This window comes from Streptomyces sp. NPDC039424 (assembly GCF_055639495.1).
The window spans coordinates 90,867-107,342 of record NZ_JBVKAI010000021.1 but is presented as its reverse complement, the minus strand read 5'-3'; the positions used below and the strand labels follow the sequence as shown (position 1 = coordinate 107,342).

Annotated in this window: 17 protein-coding genes; 10 read left to right on the top strand and 7 right to left on the bottom strand. The window is 73.4% G+C overall.

Features of this window, described 5'->3' with window-relative positions:
- The first annotated feature begins 150 nt into the window (after positions 1 to 150).
- Positions 151 to 1,044 (top strand): GNAT family N-acetyltransferase, encoded by an 894-nt coding sequence (locus ACZ7L0_RS36120; RefSeq protein WP_471246791.1) that lies wholly within the window; start codon positions 151 to 153, stop codon positions 1,042 to 1,044.
- Between the two features lie 91 nt (positions 1,045 to 1,135).
- A complete protein-coding gene (locus ACZ7L0_RS36115; protein ID WP_471246790.1) occupies positions 1,136 to 1,420 on the top strand; it encodes a GlsB/YeaQ/YmgE family stress response membrane protein in 285 nt (94 codons plus the stop codon).
- Positions 1,421 to 1,484: 64 nt separating this feature from the next.
- On the opposite strand, the gene ACZ7L0_RS36110 is transcribed toward ACZ7L0_RS36115, so the two are convergent.
- Both ACZ7L0_RS36110 and ACZ7L0_RS36105 read right to left on the bottom strand, forming a co-directional pair.
- A complete protein-coding gene (locus ACZ7L0_RS36110) occupies positions 1,485 to 2,372 on the bottom strand; it encodes a Gfo/Idh/MocA family protein (RefSeq protein ID WP_471246789.1) in 888 nt (295 codons plus the stop codon).
- 177 nt (positions 2,373 to 2,549) lie between these two features.
- Positions 2,550 to 3,449 carry an oxygenase MpaB family protein gene (locus tag ACZ7L0_RS36105; RefSeq protein ID WP_471246788.1) on the bottom strand — a complete coding sequence of 300 codons (900 nt, stop codon included), beginning with the start codon at positions 3,447 to 3,449 and terminating at the stop codon, positions 2,550 to 2,552.
- A 144-nt stretch (positions 3,450 to 3,593) separates the two neighbouring features.
- On the opposite strand from ACZ7L0_RS36105, the gene ACZ7L0_RS36100 reads away from it, so the two are divergent.
- Together ACZ7L0_RS36100 and ACZ7L0_RS36095 are read left to right on the top strand one after the other, a co-directional pair.
- Positions 3,594 to 3,863 (top strand): DUF5133 domain-containing protein, encoded by a 270-nt coding sequence (locus ACZ7L0_RS36100; RefSeq protein ID WP_471246787.1) that lies wholly within the window; start codon positions 3,594 to 3,596, stop codon positions 3,861 to 3,863.
- Positions 3,864 to 3,981: 118 nt separating this feature from the next.
- The gene (locus tag ACZ7L0_RS36095; RefSeq protein ID WP_471246786.1) at positions 3,982 to 4,203 is read left to right on the top strand and encodes a hypothetical protein; all 222 of its coding nucleotides are present in this window, start codon (positions 3,982 to 3,984) and stop codon (positions 4,201 to 4,203) included.
- Positions 4,204 to 4,257: 54 nt separating this feature from the next.
- On the opposite strand, the gene tgmB is transcribed toward ACZ7L0_RS36095, so the two are convergent.
- Together tgmB and tgmA are read right to left on the bottom strand one after the other, a co-directional pair.
- Positions 4,258 to 5,241, bottom strand: coding sequence for an ATP-grasp ribosomal peptide maturase (tgmB, locus tag ACZ7L0_RS36090; RefSeq protein WP_471246785.1), 984 nt, complete (start codon positions 5,239 to 5,241; stop codon positions 4,258 to 4,260).
- Between the two features lie 14 nt (positions 5,242 to 5,255).
- The gene (gene tgmA / locus ACZ7L0_RS36085; protein WP_020938095.1) at positions 5,256 to 5,447 is read right to left on the bottom strand and encodes a putative ATP-grasp-modified RiPP; all 192 of its coding nucleotides are present in this window, start codon (positions 5,445 to 5,447) and stop codon (positions 5,256 to 5,258) included.
- 165 nt (positions 5,448 to 5,612) lie between these two features.
- On the opposite strand from tgmA, the gene tap reads away from it, so the two are divergent.
- The gene (gene tap, locus ACZ7L0_RS36080) at positions 5,613 to 7,745 is read left to right on the top strand and encodes a telomere-associated protein Tap (RefSeq protein WP_471246784.1); all 2,133 of its coding nucleotides are present in this window, start codon (positions 5,613 to 5,615) and stop codon (positions 7,743 to 7,745) included.
- Between the two features lie 10 nt (positions 7,746 to 7,755).
- Here tap and ACZ7L0_RS36075 read toward each other — a convergent pair whose 3' ends face one another.
- Together ACZ7L0_RS36075 and ACZ7L0_RS36070 are read right to left on the bottom strand one after the other, a co-directional pair.
- Positions 7,756 to 8,622 carry a fructosamine kinase family protein gene (locus ACZ7L0_RS36075; protein WP_471246783.1) on the bottom strand — a complete coding sequence of 289 codons (867 nt, stop codon included), beginning with the start codon at positions 8,620 to 8,622 and terminating at the stop codon, positions 7,756 to 7,758.
- Between the two features lie 36 nt (positions 8,623 to 8,658).
- The gene (locus ACZ7L0_RS36070; protein WP_471246782.1) at positions 8,659 to 9,609 is read right to left on the bottom strand and encodes an SCO6745 family protein; all 951 of its coding nucleotides are present in this window, start codon (positions 9,607 to 9,609) and stop codon (positions 8,659 to 8,661) included.
- A 215-nt stretch (positions 9,610 to 9,824) separates the two neighbouring features.
- On the opposite strand from ACZ7L0_RS36070, the gene ACZ7L0_RS36065 reads away from it, so the two are divergent.
- Positions 9,825 to 12,359: a glycoside hydrolase family 127 protein gene (locus ACZ7L0_RS36065; protein ID WP_471246781.1), complete on the top strand. Its 2,535-nt coding sequence runs from the start codon at positions 9,825 to 9,827 to the stop codon at positions 12,357 to 12,359.
- Here the strand turns inward: ACZ7L0_RS36065 and ACZ7L0_RS36060 are convergent.
- The gene (locus ACZ7L0_RS36060) at positions 12,354 to 13,592 is read right to left on the bottom strand and encodes an MFS transporter (protein ID WP_471246780.1); all 1,239 of its coding nucleotides are present in this window, start codon (positions 13,590 to 13,592) and stop codon (positions 12,354 to 12,356) included. The two genes, ACZ7L0_RS36065 and ACZ7L0_RS36060, sit on opposite strands and share 6 nt — an antisense overlap.
- A gap of 108 nt (positions 13,593 to 13,700) precedes the next feature.
- On the opposite strand from ACZ7L0_RS36060, the gene ACZ7L0_RS36055 reads away from it, so the two are divergent.
- From ACZ7L0_RS36055 to ACZ7L0_RS36040, 4 genes are all read left to right on the top strand, one after another.
- A complete protein-coding gene (locus ACZ7L0_RS36055) occupies positions 13,701 to 14,369 on the top strand; it encodes a hypothetical protein (protein WP_471246779.1) in 669 nt (222 codons plus the stop codon).
- Between the two features lie 117 nt (positions 14,370 to 14,486).
- Entirely contained in the window at positions 14,487 to 14,987 is a 501-nt protein-coding gene (locus ACZ7L0_RS36050; RefSeq protein WP_471246778.1) for a hypothetical protein, read from the top strand.
- A gap of 236 nt (positions 14,988 to 15,223) precedes the next feature.
- Positions 15,224 to 15,667 (top strand): hypothetical protein, encoded by a 444-nt coding sequence (locus tag ACZ7L0_RS36045; RefSeq protein ID WP_471246777.1) that lies wholly within the window; start codon positions 15,224 to 15,226, stop codon positions 15,665 to 15,667.
- Positions 15,668 to 15,779: 112 nt separating this feature from the next.
- Positions 15,780 to 16,463, top strand: a complete 684-nt coding sequence (locus ACZ7L0_RS36040; RefSeq protein ID WP_471246776.1) for a class F sortase — start codon at positions 15,780 to 15,782, stop codon at positions 16,461 to 16,463.
- Positions 16,464 to 16,476: the final 13 nt, after the last annotated feature.

Below are 16,476 nucleotides of genomic sequence, written 5' to 3'. Positions count from 1 at the left end.
CCCTAGCCTTAGGCACCACGCCCGAGGCCCGGTGGAAGGAGGCGAGTGCCATGCAGTTCTCATTCATCCAGCGCTCCCCTTCCGTTGCCCCGGCGTGGTTCGTCTGACCGACCGGGAGCGCTCCACGCAGTACGCATCCCGGAGGATTACGTGACCGACCTGGTCATCCGCACGCTCACCGAGCACGACGCCTCTCTCTTCGACGCCCTGCCCGACCCGCTCGGGGTCCGTGCCGCCCACCGGCTCACCCGGCACCGCCCCGACTGGAAGCGGGTCGCCCTGCGCGACGGCACGGTCGTCGCCCGCGCCGCCTGGTGGGGCGCGCCCGACGACACCGAGCCCGTCTTCATCAACTGGTTCGACGTGGCCGACGGCGAGGAGGAGGCGGGCGCCGAACTCCTGCGCACCGCGCCCTGGCGGGTCGGGGAACTGGAGATGACGCTGCCCTCGGGCTGGCGCGAGGACCCGGACCTGAAGGCGGCGGGCGAGACCCGCGTCCGGGCGGCCCGCGCCGCCGGGTTCGAGTTCCTGGTGGACCGCTTCCAGTACCGGTGGACCCCCCAACGCGGCCTCCCCGAGCGCCCCGGCCGTCTCGTCTTCACCGCCGAACCCGACGACGCGGTCTTCTTCGACGCGCTGCGCCGCATCCACTCCGCCACGCTGGACGCGCACGCCCGGCGGGCCATAGCGGAAGGCGGCGTCGACCTCGCCGCGCAGCGGGAACTGGACGTCTTCCACTGGTTCCCGTCGCCCCGCGAGTGGTGGCGGGTCGCCCGCACCCGCGCCGGCGACCTCGTCGGCATCCACGTCCCCGCACGCAACCCGTCGGGCGCGTGCATCGGGTTCATCGGCGTCGTGCCGGAACACCGCGGCCACGGCTACGCCGCCGACCTGCTCGCCGAGTGCACCCACTTCCTCGCCGAACAGGGCGCGGAGTTCATCGCCGCGGACACGGACCAGGGCAACCTGCCCATGGCCGAGCACTTCGCCCGGGCCGGCTATCCGGTCATACGGGAGCGCCTGTACTTCCACGCGGCCGCGTAGAAGCTTCAGGTTTCCACGATTCGCAGGTTTGTCCTCGGCGTCTCGGCACATCCGTATGTAGCACGGATTTCCGACGGATTGTGGAGGACAAGTGGGCATCATCGCCTGGATCCTGATCGGTCTGCTGGCCGGTGCGATCGCCAAGCTGCTGCTGCCGGGCAAGGACCCCGGGGGCATCATCGTCACCATGCTGATCGGCATCGTCGGCGGCCTGCTCGGCGGCTGGCTGGGCAAGGTGATCTTCGGTGTCGACTCGATCGACGGCTTCTTCGATCTGTCGACGTGGATCGCCGCGATCGTCGGCTCGCTGATCCTGCTGGTGCTGTACCGGCTCGTCACGGGCAGCCGGCACGGGCACACACACCGGCACGCATGACAAGGACGGTGGGGGCAGGGCTCGGGAAGTGGGCCCCGCACCCCGCCACGGGAAGCCGCGGCGGTCAGCCGGCCCGTTCGGGCAGGAGGGCGTGGGCAGCGGCGAGAATCTCGGTCACACGCAGACCGAAGACGGCGTCGCACGCATGGGGCAGTCCCGTGCGTGCGGCGCCGATCAGTGCGTCCACGGCCCGGCCGAAGGCGGCGAGGGCCCCGGCGGAACTCGGCGGCAGAGCCGTCACCCCGGCCGCGCCCCGCAGCTCGACGGTGGCTCCGGCGGCCTCGGCCGGTGCGGTGAGGCTCAGCGTCAGCGTGCTGGAGGCGCCGCCGACGTGTTCGAGGATCACATGAGTGGTGTCCCCGGGGCCGTGCGCCGCGGCCGTCACGTGCCGTACGTCGCCCAGGACGGGCAGGAGCACCGACAGGGCGTGCGGGCCGACGTCCCACAGGCCGCCCTTCTCCCGGCGCCACGGTGAGGCGGCGAACGGGCTGTCGGTCGTGAACACCGCGCCGAGCCAGTCCGCCCGTGCGGTGAACCACCCCGGCCGCTTGGCCTGTTCGGCGATCCAGGCCTCCGTCTCGGGCTGGAAGCGGGTGGTGAGGAAGATGACCGAGGCCACCCCGGCATCCCGTACGGTGTCCACGACCGCCCGGCCCTGCGGCACCGTGGCGGCGAGCGGCTTGTCCAGCAGCAGATGGCGTCCGGCGCGGGCCGCGCGCTCGGCGAGCGGGGCCTGCACGTCCGGCGGCAGGGCGACCGCGACGGCGTCCACGTCCGCGAACAAGGCGTCCACGTCCTCGTAGGCTCGGATGCCATGGCGGCCCGCCAGTTCCTCGGCGGCCTCCGTGCGCCGCCCCCACACGCCGGCGAACTCCACCTTCTCGCGCCCGCTCAGTGCGGGGGCGTGCACCATGCGGGCCCAGGGGCCCGTGCCGAGCAGTCCGATGCGCATAGCGCCGCCTCTCCAGGATCCCGAACCCGACGACGACCGGCGCCGGGCCGGCCGCCACCGAGGGTTTCACATCCGGGGTACGGCAGGGGAGGGCGGGCGCCGGAGGAACCGTGCGGCAGGCAGCGGCAGCAGCGGTACGACGGTCCCGGGCGGCCCGCTCGCTGGGCCTTCGACGGCTCACTCGGCGGTCGAGGCCTCCGCCATCGCGCGTTCCCGGCCGGGTGTCATCGCCCAGCGGATCGCGGAGGTCACGGCGCTGCCCAGTGGCTGGACGCAGATCCCTTCGGCCACCGGCAGGCGGGGCAGCCACAGCGCCCGCGAGGCCCAAGTGGGCAGCAGCGAGATCGCGTTGGCGGCGACCACGCCGTACGGGAGACGGGCGGCCGGCGGTACGGGCGGGCGCAGCAGCAGGAAACGGGCGGTGCCGCGCGCCTGCGGCGTCGCCCGCAGCTCCGGCCGGTAGGCGGCCAGCCGGCCGGCCAGCTCGGCACGGGTGCGCGGCGGGTCGGGGACCCCGAGCGCGGCGGCCACCCGCGCCGTGTCCGCGACGTAGCCGTCGCAGCCCTCGTCGTCCAGGGGCCGGGCGCCGTAGCGCTGGTGGGCCCGCAAAAAGCTGTCCACCTCAGCGACATGGACCCAGGCCAGCAGATGGGGGTCGGCGGCGTGGTAGGGGCGGCCGTCGGGTGCCGTCCCGCTGACCCGTTCGTGGACGCTCCGCACCCGGTCGCAGGCCTCCTGGGCGCTGTCGGCGGTGCCGTACGTCGTCACGGCCAGAAAGGCGCTGGTGCGCTGGAGCCGTCCCCACGGGTCGCCCCGGAACCCGGAGTGCGCGGCCACGGCCGCCATCGCCAGCGGATGCAGGGACTGCAGCAGCAGGGCCGAAAGCCCGCCGATGAACATGGAGGCGTCCCCGTGCACCCGGCGGATGGGCCGATCCCGGCCGAACCAGCGCGGGCCGGGGGTGTGGTGGATGCGGGCCCGGACACGCGCGCCGTCCGGGCCCGCGATCCGTGCGAAGATCTCACTGCCCAGGCGGTCCCGAAAGGCCGCGCCGTCGGTGGGGATGTCCAGCCTCATCGCCGATCCCTCCTCCCACCACTCTTCTGCCCCGCCTCGCCCGAGCGACACGATCGCGTCATCTCCCCGGCGTGGCGCGCGAGACGGGCATGATCAACGCCCTCCCGGGCATACGGTGCACAAAAATCGAGAGAGGGGCACTTCGTGCTGGTCCCGGACCCCAAGGTCGTCAGGAAGCTGCTGACCCGCTACGCGTCACTGCGGATCGCTCAGGCCGAGCGGCACACACCGGCGGTGACACGGGAACTCGAGGACGTGAGCTACACACTGTGCGTGATGACGGCGACCATGGACATCGGCGAGGCCATCGCCCGCGCGGACGCCCTGCTGCTGGCCGGGGCACGGCAGGCCGGCGCGGCGCCGGAGGCCGGAACCGAGACGGAAGGGGACAACGGGCTGCCCCTGGCCGTGTGACGAAAGCCTTGTGACGAAGACCGCGTGACGGACAAGCCGTACGTGGACCCGCCCGGATCCTTACACTCGTCAACCGTGCCCATGTCCATGGGCCGTTGTCCGAAAGGCATGTTGACGGGTGTTCCAGGATTCTCCCATTTACGACCGGCTTGTCGCGGAACGCGGCGACGTACCCGCGGGGGTACGCAGAGAGGCCGACCGCCTGCGCAGGGAGCTGGAGGTCGTCATGCTGCCACTGCGGTCGCACGGACACGCCCCCGGCACCACCCTGCCGCCGTCCGCGGCGCCGGCCCCGGCGTGGCAGCGGCTTCCCCAGCTGCCGGGTCCCGGATCGCCCTGATCCCGGACGCCGCGTGCGGTTCGGCCGTCGCGCCGCGTCCGGTGGGGGGTGAACTCACAGAGCGGACTTCCTCGTTCCGTTGGCCGTCGAGCACGGCTCGCTCGTGCCGCCCGCCAGCCACTCGGCGATGCTGCGGGCGATCGGCTGGCCGGTGTCCATCTCGACGAAGCCGAACTGGCCCGACTGGTTGCACTCCAGGAACCACCAGATGCCGTCGGCGTCCTCGGCGAAGTCGAAGGCGCCATAGGCTAGTTCGGCATCCCTCAGATATGTGCGGACGGCCTCGGCGACCCGCGGGGGCACGTCCACGGGAGCCCAGGGGGCGGACGACGGGGCGAAGCGGACGTCCACGTCGTCGGGATGCGCGTCCGGGGCGACCGGCTTGCGGGCGGCCAGCAGCCGCTCGCCCACGGCGGTCAGGCGGATGTCCGCCCGCTTGGCGACCCGGCGCTGCAGCAGCGTCGGCCCGAAGGCGACGGCCGCGAAGTCGGCGTCCGGCGCGACCCGGCTGGTCGGCACCGCGCGCGGCGGTTCCTGCGGGTGCGCGCCGGAGACCGGTTTGACCACCAGATCCGGGAACCGCGCGGCGAACTCCCGGGCGGCCTGCGGAAACGTCGTGATCAGCGTGGCCGGAACGGCCAGTCCGCTGCGCTGGGCGAGCCGGAGCTGCCACGGCTTGTGGCGGGCCCGGCGGGCGGCGTCCGGATGGTTCATCCAGCGGGCGTCGGTCGAGCGCAGCATGCCGTACAGGGCCTGGGAGGATTCCTCCGTCAGCCAGTCGGACGGCTGGGCGGCACGGGCGGCCGGGACCCCGGGCCTGCGCACCCAGACGGAGCGCAGGCCGTTCATGCCGACCAGCCGGCCCGCGACGGACAGATGTCCGCGGCAGACGCCCTGTACGTACTCGCCGGACAGGGCGACGCCGCTGGTCAGGTCGGCGGGGTCGAGCCGGACCACGGGGACGCCCGACTCGTTGAGCCGGAGGACCACCATGTCGGCGGTCACGTCCTCTTCGGTGGTCAGGATGAGTACCGTCATCTTCAGGGCCCGGCTCAGTCGTCGAAGTGCGTCTTGGAGCCGGCCGTGGAGGTCGTGGTCCCCAGCGCTCTGAGTGTCGCGTGGTCGGTGGCGGCGATCCGCCCGTCGGGGAGCACGTTCAACTGCAGTCCGGAGTCGTACGCGTACGGAGTGGTGACGTCCAACTGCACAGCGGGGCGCGCGTAGTTGAGCGTGAACGGTTGCATGGTGTCTCCCTGTTTCGGCTTCCACCTGCTTATACGAATCGAACGGGTGGTTGGTTTCCTTACTCTCCGTGATCACCTCCGGAAGCTGGGAAAACCACGGAACGTTGTGGCGCGAGTGCTGAGATAGCATCCGGCGGGGCGCAAGGTAGAAAGACGGATGTGGAAATGACGGACCAGCCCGATGAGCTGTTCGCGGCGGTCGACTCGCTGCTCGCCGCCGTCGACGGCAAAACCGTGCTGCCCGCACCGGCGGAGCGGCAGCGGCTGCGCGAGGCGGCCGGACTGACCCAGGCCGCCGTGGCCCAGGCCCTAGGGGTACGCGTACCCAGCATCCAGGCCTGGGAGGCGGGTCGCGCGGAGCCCAGGGGGGAGCGCTTGGAGGCCTACCGCCGCCTCCTCGCCGGTCTCGCCGACCGCTACCCGGCCGCACAGCCGTCTGCCGAGGCCACCATCCGCCCCGCCACGGAAAGCCCCGCCGGGCCCGACGCGCCGGCCGCACCCGCTGCGGCCGCACCCGCTGCGGCCCCACCCGCTCCCGCCCCTCCCCGTCGCCCGGGCACGCGGAAGAAACCGGCCACCCGGGCCCCCGCCCCCTCACCCCGCACCGAGTCCGAGCCCGTCGACCCCCGCTTCGCGCACGGCCCCCTCGCCGTCGTCGACGTCGCCGACGGTGAGGTCGCGGCGTACTGCGTCGGCGGGCTGGTGCTGGACGTGCCCGCGCGGTCGCTCCCGGCGCTGGTGGAGTGGACGCTCGCCGAGGCGAGGCTGGGGCAGGCGCGGCTGCACCGGTCGGGGAAGGACGCCGACCCGCTGGTGGTCCTCACGGCGGCGGCCTGCGAACGCTACGGGCTGCCCGCCCGGCTCACCGACGAGGAGCGCCTGGCCGGCCGGCTCCCCGAGTCGCATCCGGCCATCCGGCAGCTGAAGAAGGCCGACTGGAAGCTGACCCGGCGCGGCCTCGGCCCGTGGGCCCGGATCTACCGCCCGGCACAGGGCGGCCGACGCGCCTGCGTCCAGCTGTGCGTGCCCTCGTGGCACGCCCTGGACGCCCGGCACTGGGGCGACGCCGCCACGCTGCCGCCCGCCGACCTGGCCCGCGTCCTCGGCACGTACGCCACCCGGGTCCTGACCCCGCGCGGCTCCACCGCCGTCACCGGCCTGGAGCTGATGACCGCCCTGCACCCCCCGACCCGCGCCGTCAGGGGCGACGACGGCCAGTGGGTGTCCGCCCCGAACCCGGGCGCCCTGACCGAGGCCGTCGACTGCGCCCCGTGCGAGGCCCCCGACGGCCACCCGCTCCTCGCCCACCTCCCGCGCTTCCACCAGCGCACCCCGGCCGAGATGCTGCGCGAGGAGGCCTACGACTGGGCCCGGCCGCTGACCGACGAGGAGTGCATGAAGCCCTGCCTCGTCGGCATCGACGTCAACATGGCGTTCGCGGCGGCCGCCAACCGTACCGTCGTCGGCCTCGGCGCGCCGGTCCACCGGCACAACCCGGACTTCGACCCCTCGCTGCCCGGCTCCTGGCTCGTCGACCTGTCCCACGTCCGCCTCGATCCGCGTCTGCCGAGCCCGTTCACCCCGGACGGCGAAGCGCCGTCGGGTCCGGCGTGGTACGCGACGCCGACCGTGGCGTACGCGCTCGAACTCGGCTACGAGGTCGCCCCGCTGGAGGCGTACGTACGGCCCGAGCACGGCCCGTACCTGGACGCCTGGTACACCAGGCTGCGCGACGCGTACGTGGCCACCATGGCGGACCTCGGGGTCACGACCGGCATGACACCCGAGGAGTTCCTGGTCGCGATGGACGGCCACAAGGACCGGGATCCGCAGCTGGCGCTGGTGCTGGCGGCGATCAAGGCCACGGTCAAGGGCGGCATCGGCAAGCTGCGCGAGCGGGCCCGTACCGGGTGGCGGCCGGGCGAGCGCTGGTCCGCGCTGGACCGGCCGACCTGGCGGCCCGACATCCGTGCCGCGGTGATCTCCAAGGCGCGGACCAACATGCACCGCAAGATGCTGGCCATGGCCCGGGCGACCGGCCAGTACCCGGTGGCGGTCCTCTCCGACTGCGCGGTGTACGCCTCCGACGGCCCGACCCCGCTCGACTTCCTGCCCCACCGGGACGGCAAGCCCCTGCCCGGCGGCTTCCGGATCGGAGTGAGCCCGGGCATGGTCAAGCACGAGGGCACCCAGAGCGTGCTGTGGGCGGAGGGCCTGCGCGAGGAGCACGGCGACCACCTGAACCTGGCCCGCTACATCAAGTCCGGCCGGATCGCGGCGCCGGACGAGGGGGAGTAGACCCCCCGCGTCAGCCGGCCAGGGCCCGCCGGGCCACCGCGAGGGCCTGCTCGGCGTACCCGCGGCCGAACAGCACCGCGTGCACCAGCAGCGGGAAGAGCTGGTGCGGGCCGACACGGTCCGCCCAGCCGTCGGCGAGGGGTGCCGCCTCCTGGTAGCCCGCCAGCACCCGGTCGAGGTGGGGGCAGCCGAAGAGGCGGAGCATCGCCAGATCGGTCTCCCGGTGGCCGCCGTGCGCGGCCGGGTCGATGAGGCGGACGTGCCCGTCGGCGCCCCACAGCACGTTGCCGTTCCACAGGTCGCCGTGCAGCCGGGCGGGCGGCTCGGCGGGCCCCGCCAGCTCGGGCAGCCGCTCGCAGACCCGCTCGACGACGGTGGCCTCGGCGGGGCGCACGGTGCCGTCGTCGACGGCGCGGCGCAGATAGGGCAGCACGCGGTGCTCGGCGTACCAGCGCGGCCAGTCGGCGCCGGGTGTGTTGCGCATCGGGGCGAGCCCGATGTACGCGTCCTCGGGCCCGTCGGGCGGCGGCGCTCCGAACGCGGGGGCCCCGGCGGCGTGCAGGGCGGCCAGCGCGTGGCCGAAACGCGTCGCCGCCTCGGCGTCCGGCGGCCCGGTCGGGATCCGCTCGGTCACCATCCAGTGTTCGTCGTGGCCGTGGACGACGGGCACGCGGACCGCTTCGGCGGCGGCCAGCCAGCGCAGTCCGGTCACCTCCGCGCGCACCGCACGCGGACCGTCCCCGCGTTTGACCACCACCACGGTCCCACCGTCGAGGGTGACTTCGGCCAGTGCCCCGGACAGCGGACGCTCACCGGTCACCGGGCGCCCGGTGAGCCGGGCCGCCACCGTCCCTGGTCGCTGCGTGCTGTTGACCACGGTCCCAGGGTACGGCCCGAGCCGGACCGGGAGCCGTCACCACAACTTCCGGCCGGACCCGGCCCGTTGCCGGTCGCCGGTCAGGCCCACCGGGTTCCCGGCCGGGAGCAGTCCGGCCTCCCGTACGGTCCGGGCCAGCGGTTCGAGGAGGCGGGCGAGGCGTTCGGTGGCCTCCGTGCCCAGGGCGGTCCACGGCCGCTGCGCGGCGGCGTCGGTCCGGGCCTCGACGGCCGCGTGTTCCGCGACACCGGCCGGGGTGAGTGTCCCCTCGGCGGCGAGCAGGCCGCGCTCGCGCAGCTCGGCCTCGGCCGCCTGCCACGCCGGCGCGTCCCACTTGCGGCCCTCCCGCAGGGTGGAGCCGTCGGACTCGCCCGCGGCGGCCTTCAGCACCATCGCGGCGACCGGCCCGAGCCCGTGGTTCACCAGGACGGCCACGTGCCCGTCGCCGCGGTGCTCGCGCAGTGTGGTGAGGGCCTGCCACAGCCGCACATGCGGCTCCTTCGGGCGTTCCAGGGCCTGGTTGGCGGCGCCGAGGACCCGGCCCCCGGTGTCCGCGGCCATCGCCGCGGCCCAGGCCAGGTCGGCCGCCTCGGCCATCTCGGGGGAGGCGACGGCCTGCGGCCCCAACAGCCGCGTCAGCGCGGCGTCGACGGCCTCCTCCCGTGCCGCGAGGACGTCGGCCGGGGACGCGTATCCCCAGGCGTCGGGCAGGGCCCGTGCCACCCGGTCGGGGTGGAAGACGTAGAAGCAGCTGGTGACGACGGCCGGGGGCACCGCTCCGAGCGGCGCCGCGCGGAGCACGAAGTACCCCATCCAGAAGCCGCGCATCCCGAGCGCGTCGGTGGTCTGCCGGATCCCGGGCGCGTACACCAGGTCGTGCACCGGTTCGTACCGTTCCCACATCATCCGCGACAGCGCCTTGCCCACGGCTTCCTCCCGCTCTCCCGGCGCGCGCCGGGCAGTCGGCCCGATTATGACCGCTGTCATGGCCGCCGGGGAAGCGCGACCTGCCATGGGAGCGCTCCCGTGAACCGTTGCGCGGTCCCGCGATGGTGTCCCAGGGGTGTCATTGACATCAGCAGTCAGTCCTCTACCGTGGTGATCCGCACAGCATGTCGCACAGCCTTCGAAATATCGAACAAATGCCAGTGGGGCGGGGAATGGGACTCGCCGCCCCATGCCACCGACATGCGGAGGACTTCGTGACCCGACCTCTCGGCAGACGGTCGTTCCTCACCGCGGCCGGCGCGACCGCCGCCGCCCTGACCGTCACCGACGGACCCGCCGCCCATGCCGCGCCCCGCCCGGCCGGCGCCGCCCGCCCCCTGGCCGCCGCACGGGTGCGGCCCTTCCCCCTCACCGCGGTGACCCTGCTGGCCGGCCCGTTCAAGGACAACCAGAGCCGCAACACCGCCTATCTGCGCTTCGTCGACATCGACCGGCTGCTGCACACCTTCCGGCGCAACGTCGGCCTGCCCAGCACCGCACAGCCCTGCGGCGGCTGGGAGGGCCCGGACGTCGAACTGCGCGGCCACTCCACCGGCCACCTCCTCTCCGGCCTCGCCCTGACCTGTTCGGCCACGGGGGACACCGCCCTGCGCGCCAAGGGCCGCTCACTGGTCGCCGCGCTCGCCGCGTGCCAGGCCGCCTCCCCGGCCGCGGGCTACGGCAAGGGCTATCTGTCGGCCTTCCCGGAGAGCTTCTTCGACCGGCTGGAGGCCGGTACGGGGGTCTGGGCCCCGTACTACACCCTGCACAAGATCATGGCCGGGCTCGTCGACCAGTACCGGCTGGCCGGGAACGAGCAGGCCCTCGACGTGGTCCTCCGCAAGGGCGAGTGGGTCGACCGGCGCACCGCGAAGCTCAGCCACGAGCAGATGCAGCGGGTGCTGGAGACCGAGTTCGGCGGCATGAACGACGTGTTCGCCGACCTGCACGCGATCACCGGTGACGCCGTCTGGCTGGAGGTCGCCGAACGCTTCACCCACGCCCGCGTCTTCGACCCGCTCGCGGCGAACGAGGACCGGCTGGCCGGGCTGCACGCCAACACCCAGATCCCCAAGATGGTCGGGGCGATGCGGCTGTGGCAGGAGGGCCTGCCCGACCGCTACCGCACGATCGCCGAGAACTTCTGGCGGATCGTCACCGACCACCACACCTATGTCATCGGCGGCAACAGCAACGGCGAGGCCTTCCACGAACCCGACGTCATCGCGGGCCAGTTGTCGAACGGCACCTGCGAGAACTGCAACAGCTACAACATGCTCAAGCTGACCCGGCTGCTGCACTTCCACGCCCCGGACCGCACCGACCTGCTCGACTACTACGAGCGCACCCTGCTCAACCAGATGCTCGGCGAACAGGACCCGGACTCCGCGCACGGCTTCGACATCTACTACACCGGCCTGGCCCCCGGCTCCTTCAAACAGCAGCCGTCCTTCATGGGCACGGACCCGGACGCCTACTCCACCGACTACGACAACTTCTCCTGCGACCACGGCACCGGCATGGAGACCCAGGCGAAGTTCGCGGACACCGTCTACTCGCACGACGACCGGCAACTGCTGGTCAACCTGTTCATCCCCTCCGAGGTCACCTGGCGGGAGAAGAACATCACCTGGCGGCAGACCACCACCCTGCCCGACTCATCCGCCACCGTGCTCACGGTCACCGCCGGAGGCGCCGCCCACCGGCTGCTGGTCCGCATCCCCGCCTGGGCCTCAGGAGCCCGCGCGAAGCTCAACGGCCGTACCCTGCCCGACCGGCCCGCGCCCGGGAGCCGGCTGGTCCTCGACCGCGTCTGGCGGCGCGGCGACCGGGTCGAGGTCACGCTGCCCATGCGTACGAGCATCGAGGCCACCCCGGACGACCCCGACGTGAAAGCCGTCCTGCACGGGCCCGTGGTCCTGGCCGGTGCCTACGGCGACCGGGCCGACCCGTGGATGCCGCGCCTGGACACCGCCTCGGTGCGCCGGGCCTCGGCCGACCCGCTGCGGCTGACCGCGAGCGCCGACGGCGAGACGGTCACCCTGCTGCCCATATCCCGGGTCCACCACCAGCACTACACCGTCTACTGGCTGACCGGTGAACCGCCCTCCCCGCCGCCCGAGTTCGCGGCCTGGCACCCCTTCGACGAGACCTCCGGCACGACGGCCTCCGACGCCACCGGCCGGGGAAAGGCCGCGACTCTTGCCGGCGGCGCCGCCTGGACGCGGGGCCACAGCGGCGGAGCCGTCCTGCTGGACGGCGAGGACGGCCATGTCGCCCTCGCCGACGACCTGTTGGCGGGCGCCTCCGCCTACTCGGTGGCCACCTGGGTGAAACTCTCCGGCCAACCGGCCGCCTGGAGCCGGATCTTCGACGTCGGCACCGGTGTCAGCGCGAACATGTTCCTGACCCCGCTGAGCGACTCCGGGACCCTCCGGTACGCCATCACGGCGGGCGGCGGGGGAGCGGAGCAACGCATCAACGCCGACCCGCTGCCCATCGACCGCTGGGTGCACGTGGCCGTGACGTACGGCGCCGGAACCGCCGTCCTGTACGTCGACGGCCAGGAGGTGGGCAAGAACACCGCCGTCACCGTCGAGCCCCGGTACTTCGGCAACCACATCCGGGCCGCGTACATCGGCAGGTCCCAGTACTCCGACCCGTACCTGAAGGGGGCCGTCGACGACTTCCGCGTCCACGGCAGGGCACTTACCCCGGCCGAGGTCGCGGCGCTGGCCTCCGGTTCATGACGCGGCCGTCGCTCGCCGCGCCGCCGTGGCGTGGGCCCGCCGGGCGTGCTCTTCGGGCCGCGCCCGGCGGACGGCGAACGGGGCCGCGAGGCCGGTCAGGGCGAACATCGCCCCCACGACGTACCATCCGGGGCGCCCCCAGCCGATGCACAGCGAGATGAGCAGACCGGGACCGAGGGCCTCGGCCAGTCCGGCGCCGAGGCCGAACACGCCCAGGTACTGGCCGGTGGCGTGGGTTGGGGCCAGCGCGAAGGAGACCTCGAACCCGGCGGCGGAATGCCACAGTTCGCCGACCGTGTGGATCACCACGGCGGTCAGCAGCACCGTCACGGCGGTCCAGGCGGGGACGCCGTGCGACAGCGGGATCAGCGCACAGGCGAGGAGGAACGCCAGCCCCGCCCTGCGGTAGGCGAGTCCGCCGGCGACGGGGGAGGTGACGCCGCGGCCGGCCCGTACCTGGAAGGCGACGACGAGGACGGTTCCGGTGAGCATGGTGGCCGAGACGAGCCAGTGCGGGGCGGTGGTCTCCCGCACCAGCCACAGCGGAACGGCGACGGTCAGCACCTTGAACTGGATGGCCATGACACCGTCGAGGGAGGTGAGCAGGAGATACGGGCGGTCCCGCAGGGCCATCCAGCGGGGGCCGCCGCGGTCCGGGGCGGGGGCGATCGGCGGCAGCAGGACCAGGAGGACCGCGGCGGCCGCACAGGCGGTCGCCGTGCCGACGACCAGCAGCCGGTAGGCGGTGAGGGTGCCGACCTGGACCGCCCAGCCCGCCAGCAGGGCGCCGACGGAGACGCCGACGTTGGTCACGGCCCGCAGATAGGCCCGGAACTCCTGCGGCCGGTCCCCTCCGTAGTGCCGGATGAGCGGACTGCGGGCGGCCACCCCGGCCGCCTTCGCCCCGGTGGCCGCGCTGACCACCAGGACGAACGGCCAGAACCCGGTCGCGGTCACGAAGGCGGCCGTGGCCAGCGCCTGGACGAGGAGCGTCGCGGCGTAGACGCCCCGGGCTCCGCGCCGGTCCGCGAGATGACCCACGGCGATGCCCAGGGCCAGCGAGAGGAAACCGGCGAGAGCGAGGCCGAGCCCGACCTCGCGGGCCGGAAGGCGGGCGGCCTCGGTGAAGTACAGCACCCCGGCGGTCAGGTAGAGGCCGCTGCCGACGGTGTAGACGAAGTTCGAGGCGGCGAGGACGCGTTGGGGGCCGGGATCCGGCAGCAGTCGGGGCATGACGTGACTCCGCTTTCGCGAGCGGTGGTAAGGACCGAGCCAGCTTGTTGCATATTACTTGCAATAACAAGTGCTTTGCATGAGAGTGCATCGGAGATTGGGGTGTCCATGGAGAAGCGGAGACACGACGGTGTGACCCGGCGTCAGGCCCTCGCGCTCGGCGCGGTGGCCGCGGGGGCGGCGGCACTCGAGCTCGACCCGTCGGCCGCGGCCGCCGCCGAGACCGGTGACTCGCCCGCGACCGGACGGGTCCGCGAGCACTCGTTCGACGAGGGCTGGCTGTTCCTGCGCGGCGACGCCGACGGCGCCGAGTCGCCGTCGTACGACGACGGCTCCTGGCGGCCCTTCGACCTGCCGCACGACTGGAGCATCGAGGACCTGCCGTACGCGACCTCCACCGACGGCGGCGCCACCAGCGACCCCTCGCTCCTGGTCCTCAAGGACCCCGACCCGGACGCACCCGCCCCGCCGCAAGTGATCGGCCCGTTCGACATGCGGCGCAGCCAGAACGGCGGCTCGACCGGGTACACGGTCGGCGGAAGACGTCGACGGCGCGGGCGAACTCGCCGCGGTCGGCAACGGCAACCCGCACAACGTGGACAGCTTTCGGCAGCCCCGCCGCCACACCTGGCACGGCCAGGCACTCGCGATCCTGCGTCCGGCCAAGCGCCCCGGCCGCCTCACCCTGACGGCGAAGGCCACCGGTCTGCGCCCGGCGACCCTCACTCTGCCGGTCAGCGGAAGGTGATGCCCCAACTGCTTGTCCCCGGCCGCTGAATGGCGCACACCCCGCGGAAACCGAACGGCCGTGCCAGCCGTCTCACACACCGACACGGGTAGCCCGATCGAGCTGCCCCGACCAGCACCTTTACAGGGAATTACCGGGAGGCACGCATGGCCATGGTCGGCCTGTTCTGGATCAGCGAGGACGCCGTGTACATCGGGGCCGAGCCGGCAGGCACGGCGTACGGTGTCCGGCTGACCGGCGACGGGGTGGAAGCCCTGGGGCCCGACCGCGCCACCCGCTGGGGCTGGCCGGAGGTGCGGCGGCTCGACGTGGACGCCGTGCCCGTCCGCTCTCCGGCCCGCCGGATCGCCGCCGTCGCCCTCGACTCGCTGGCCGTGCTGGTCACCGGCGCCGGCGAGCTGCCACCCGCCTTCGCCGTCCGGGTGGAGACGGACGACGAAACCCGGGAGGTGAGCGTGCACACCGCCGCCGTCGGCGGCATCTACACGACGGCCGAGTACGAGCTCTCCCGCACGCTCCTCGGGCGGCTCGCCGACGGCTCCGCGAGCGTCGACGCCCTGCTCGCCTGGCGCCGCGACCGGGCCGACGACACCGCCCCCGACCGCGAGGAGCGCGAGGCGCTGCTGCGGAAGTGGGTGGAGTGCTGACGCGCTGACAGCTCACCCTCCCCCGGCGGCGCCTCCCGGCTTCCCGTCCCGTCAATGCCGCTCGGCTCCGCCCCGTTCGGGCGAACGGGCGCTCCGGGAGGGGGGTGCCGGTAACCCGGCTGGGCGGCTCGGATGGTGCGAGCCGGAAGTGTGGCTGACGGTGGTTCATGTCGGGGGTCGGGTCATGACAGCTGATGGAGTATCGGCTGCCCGGCCACGGCGGAAGGATTTCCGAGATGCGCTCTGCCCGCATGATCCTGGCCACGGCGGCGGCGACGGCCGCCTTCGCGTTCGCCGCTCCCGGGGCCCACGCCTACGGGGGCGACGACAGCCATGACGACTCTTCTTACAGCAAGGAGCACGGCGACGACAGCAGGCACGACGAGCAGGGCGGCGGGAGCCACTCCGGTGGCGGTTCGCACGACTCGTCGAGCGGGGACGACTGGGGGTCGGGCAAGGACGACAGCAGGTTCGACCCCGACAGCTACAAGGACGACGAGCACGACAAGGACGGGTACGGCAAGGACAAGGACCACGACAAGCCGCGCGGCGGTGTCCACACCGGTGGCGGCGCGCTGGCCTCGCCGGGCGTCACCGCCGCCGGGCTCTCCGTCGTGGCCGTGGCCGCCACCGGCATGTACGCGCTGCGCCGTCGTAAGGATGCCGAAGCGGGCGTCTGAGGGGCATCCGACGTCCGAGGGCTACGGCCGCCGCCCGCGCGCTTCGCGCTCGGCGGCCGGCTGCCCGCATTCCCGACCGCTGCGCTGCCGTGCCCGAGTGAGGTGGTGACCCATGGCAGCTCGCCCGTCGTCCCCCGCCCCCACCGATCCGGCACCGGCCGAACCGGGCGCCCGCTCCGGCGGACGGCTGCCGATGTGGATCGCCGCGTTCCTGCTCCTGGCCGTCGCTCTGATCGGAGGCCGTCAGAACCCGGCCGACTCGTCCGGGGCGTCCGGCACCCCGCGCGCCGAGAGCGCCCCCACCGCGTCGGCCGCCACGGGCACCGCCCCGGCGGGCGAGCCCCTGCCCCGCTCCAGGCCGACGCGTCTGTCCATCCCGAAGATCTCGGTCGACGCCCCCTTCACACCCCTCGCCATCGCCGACTCGGGCAACCTCGAACCGCCGCCCGCCGACAACGTGAACCTCGTCGGCTGGTACGCCGAGGGCGCCACGCCCGGGGAAGCGGGCACCGCGGTCATCGCCGGCCACGTCGACACGGTGACCTCCGCCGCCGTCTTCGCGCGGCTCGGCGAGCTGAAGCCCGGTGACCGTCTCACCGTCGAGCGGGCCGACGGCACGAAACCGGAGTTCGTGGTCGACAGCGCCGAGACCTTCCCGAAGGACGAGTTCCCCAGCGAGCGCGTGTACGCCGACGCGGCCAGGCCCGAGGTGCGGCTCATCACCTGCGCCGGGGACTACGACCACGCGGTCAAGGACTACACGGAGAACCTGGTGGTGTTCGCGCACCTCCTGTGAGCGCTCTTGTACC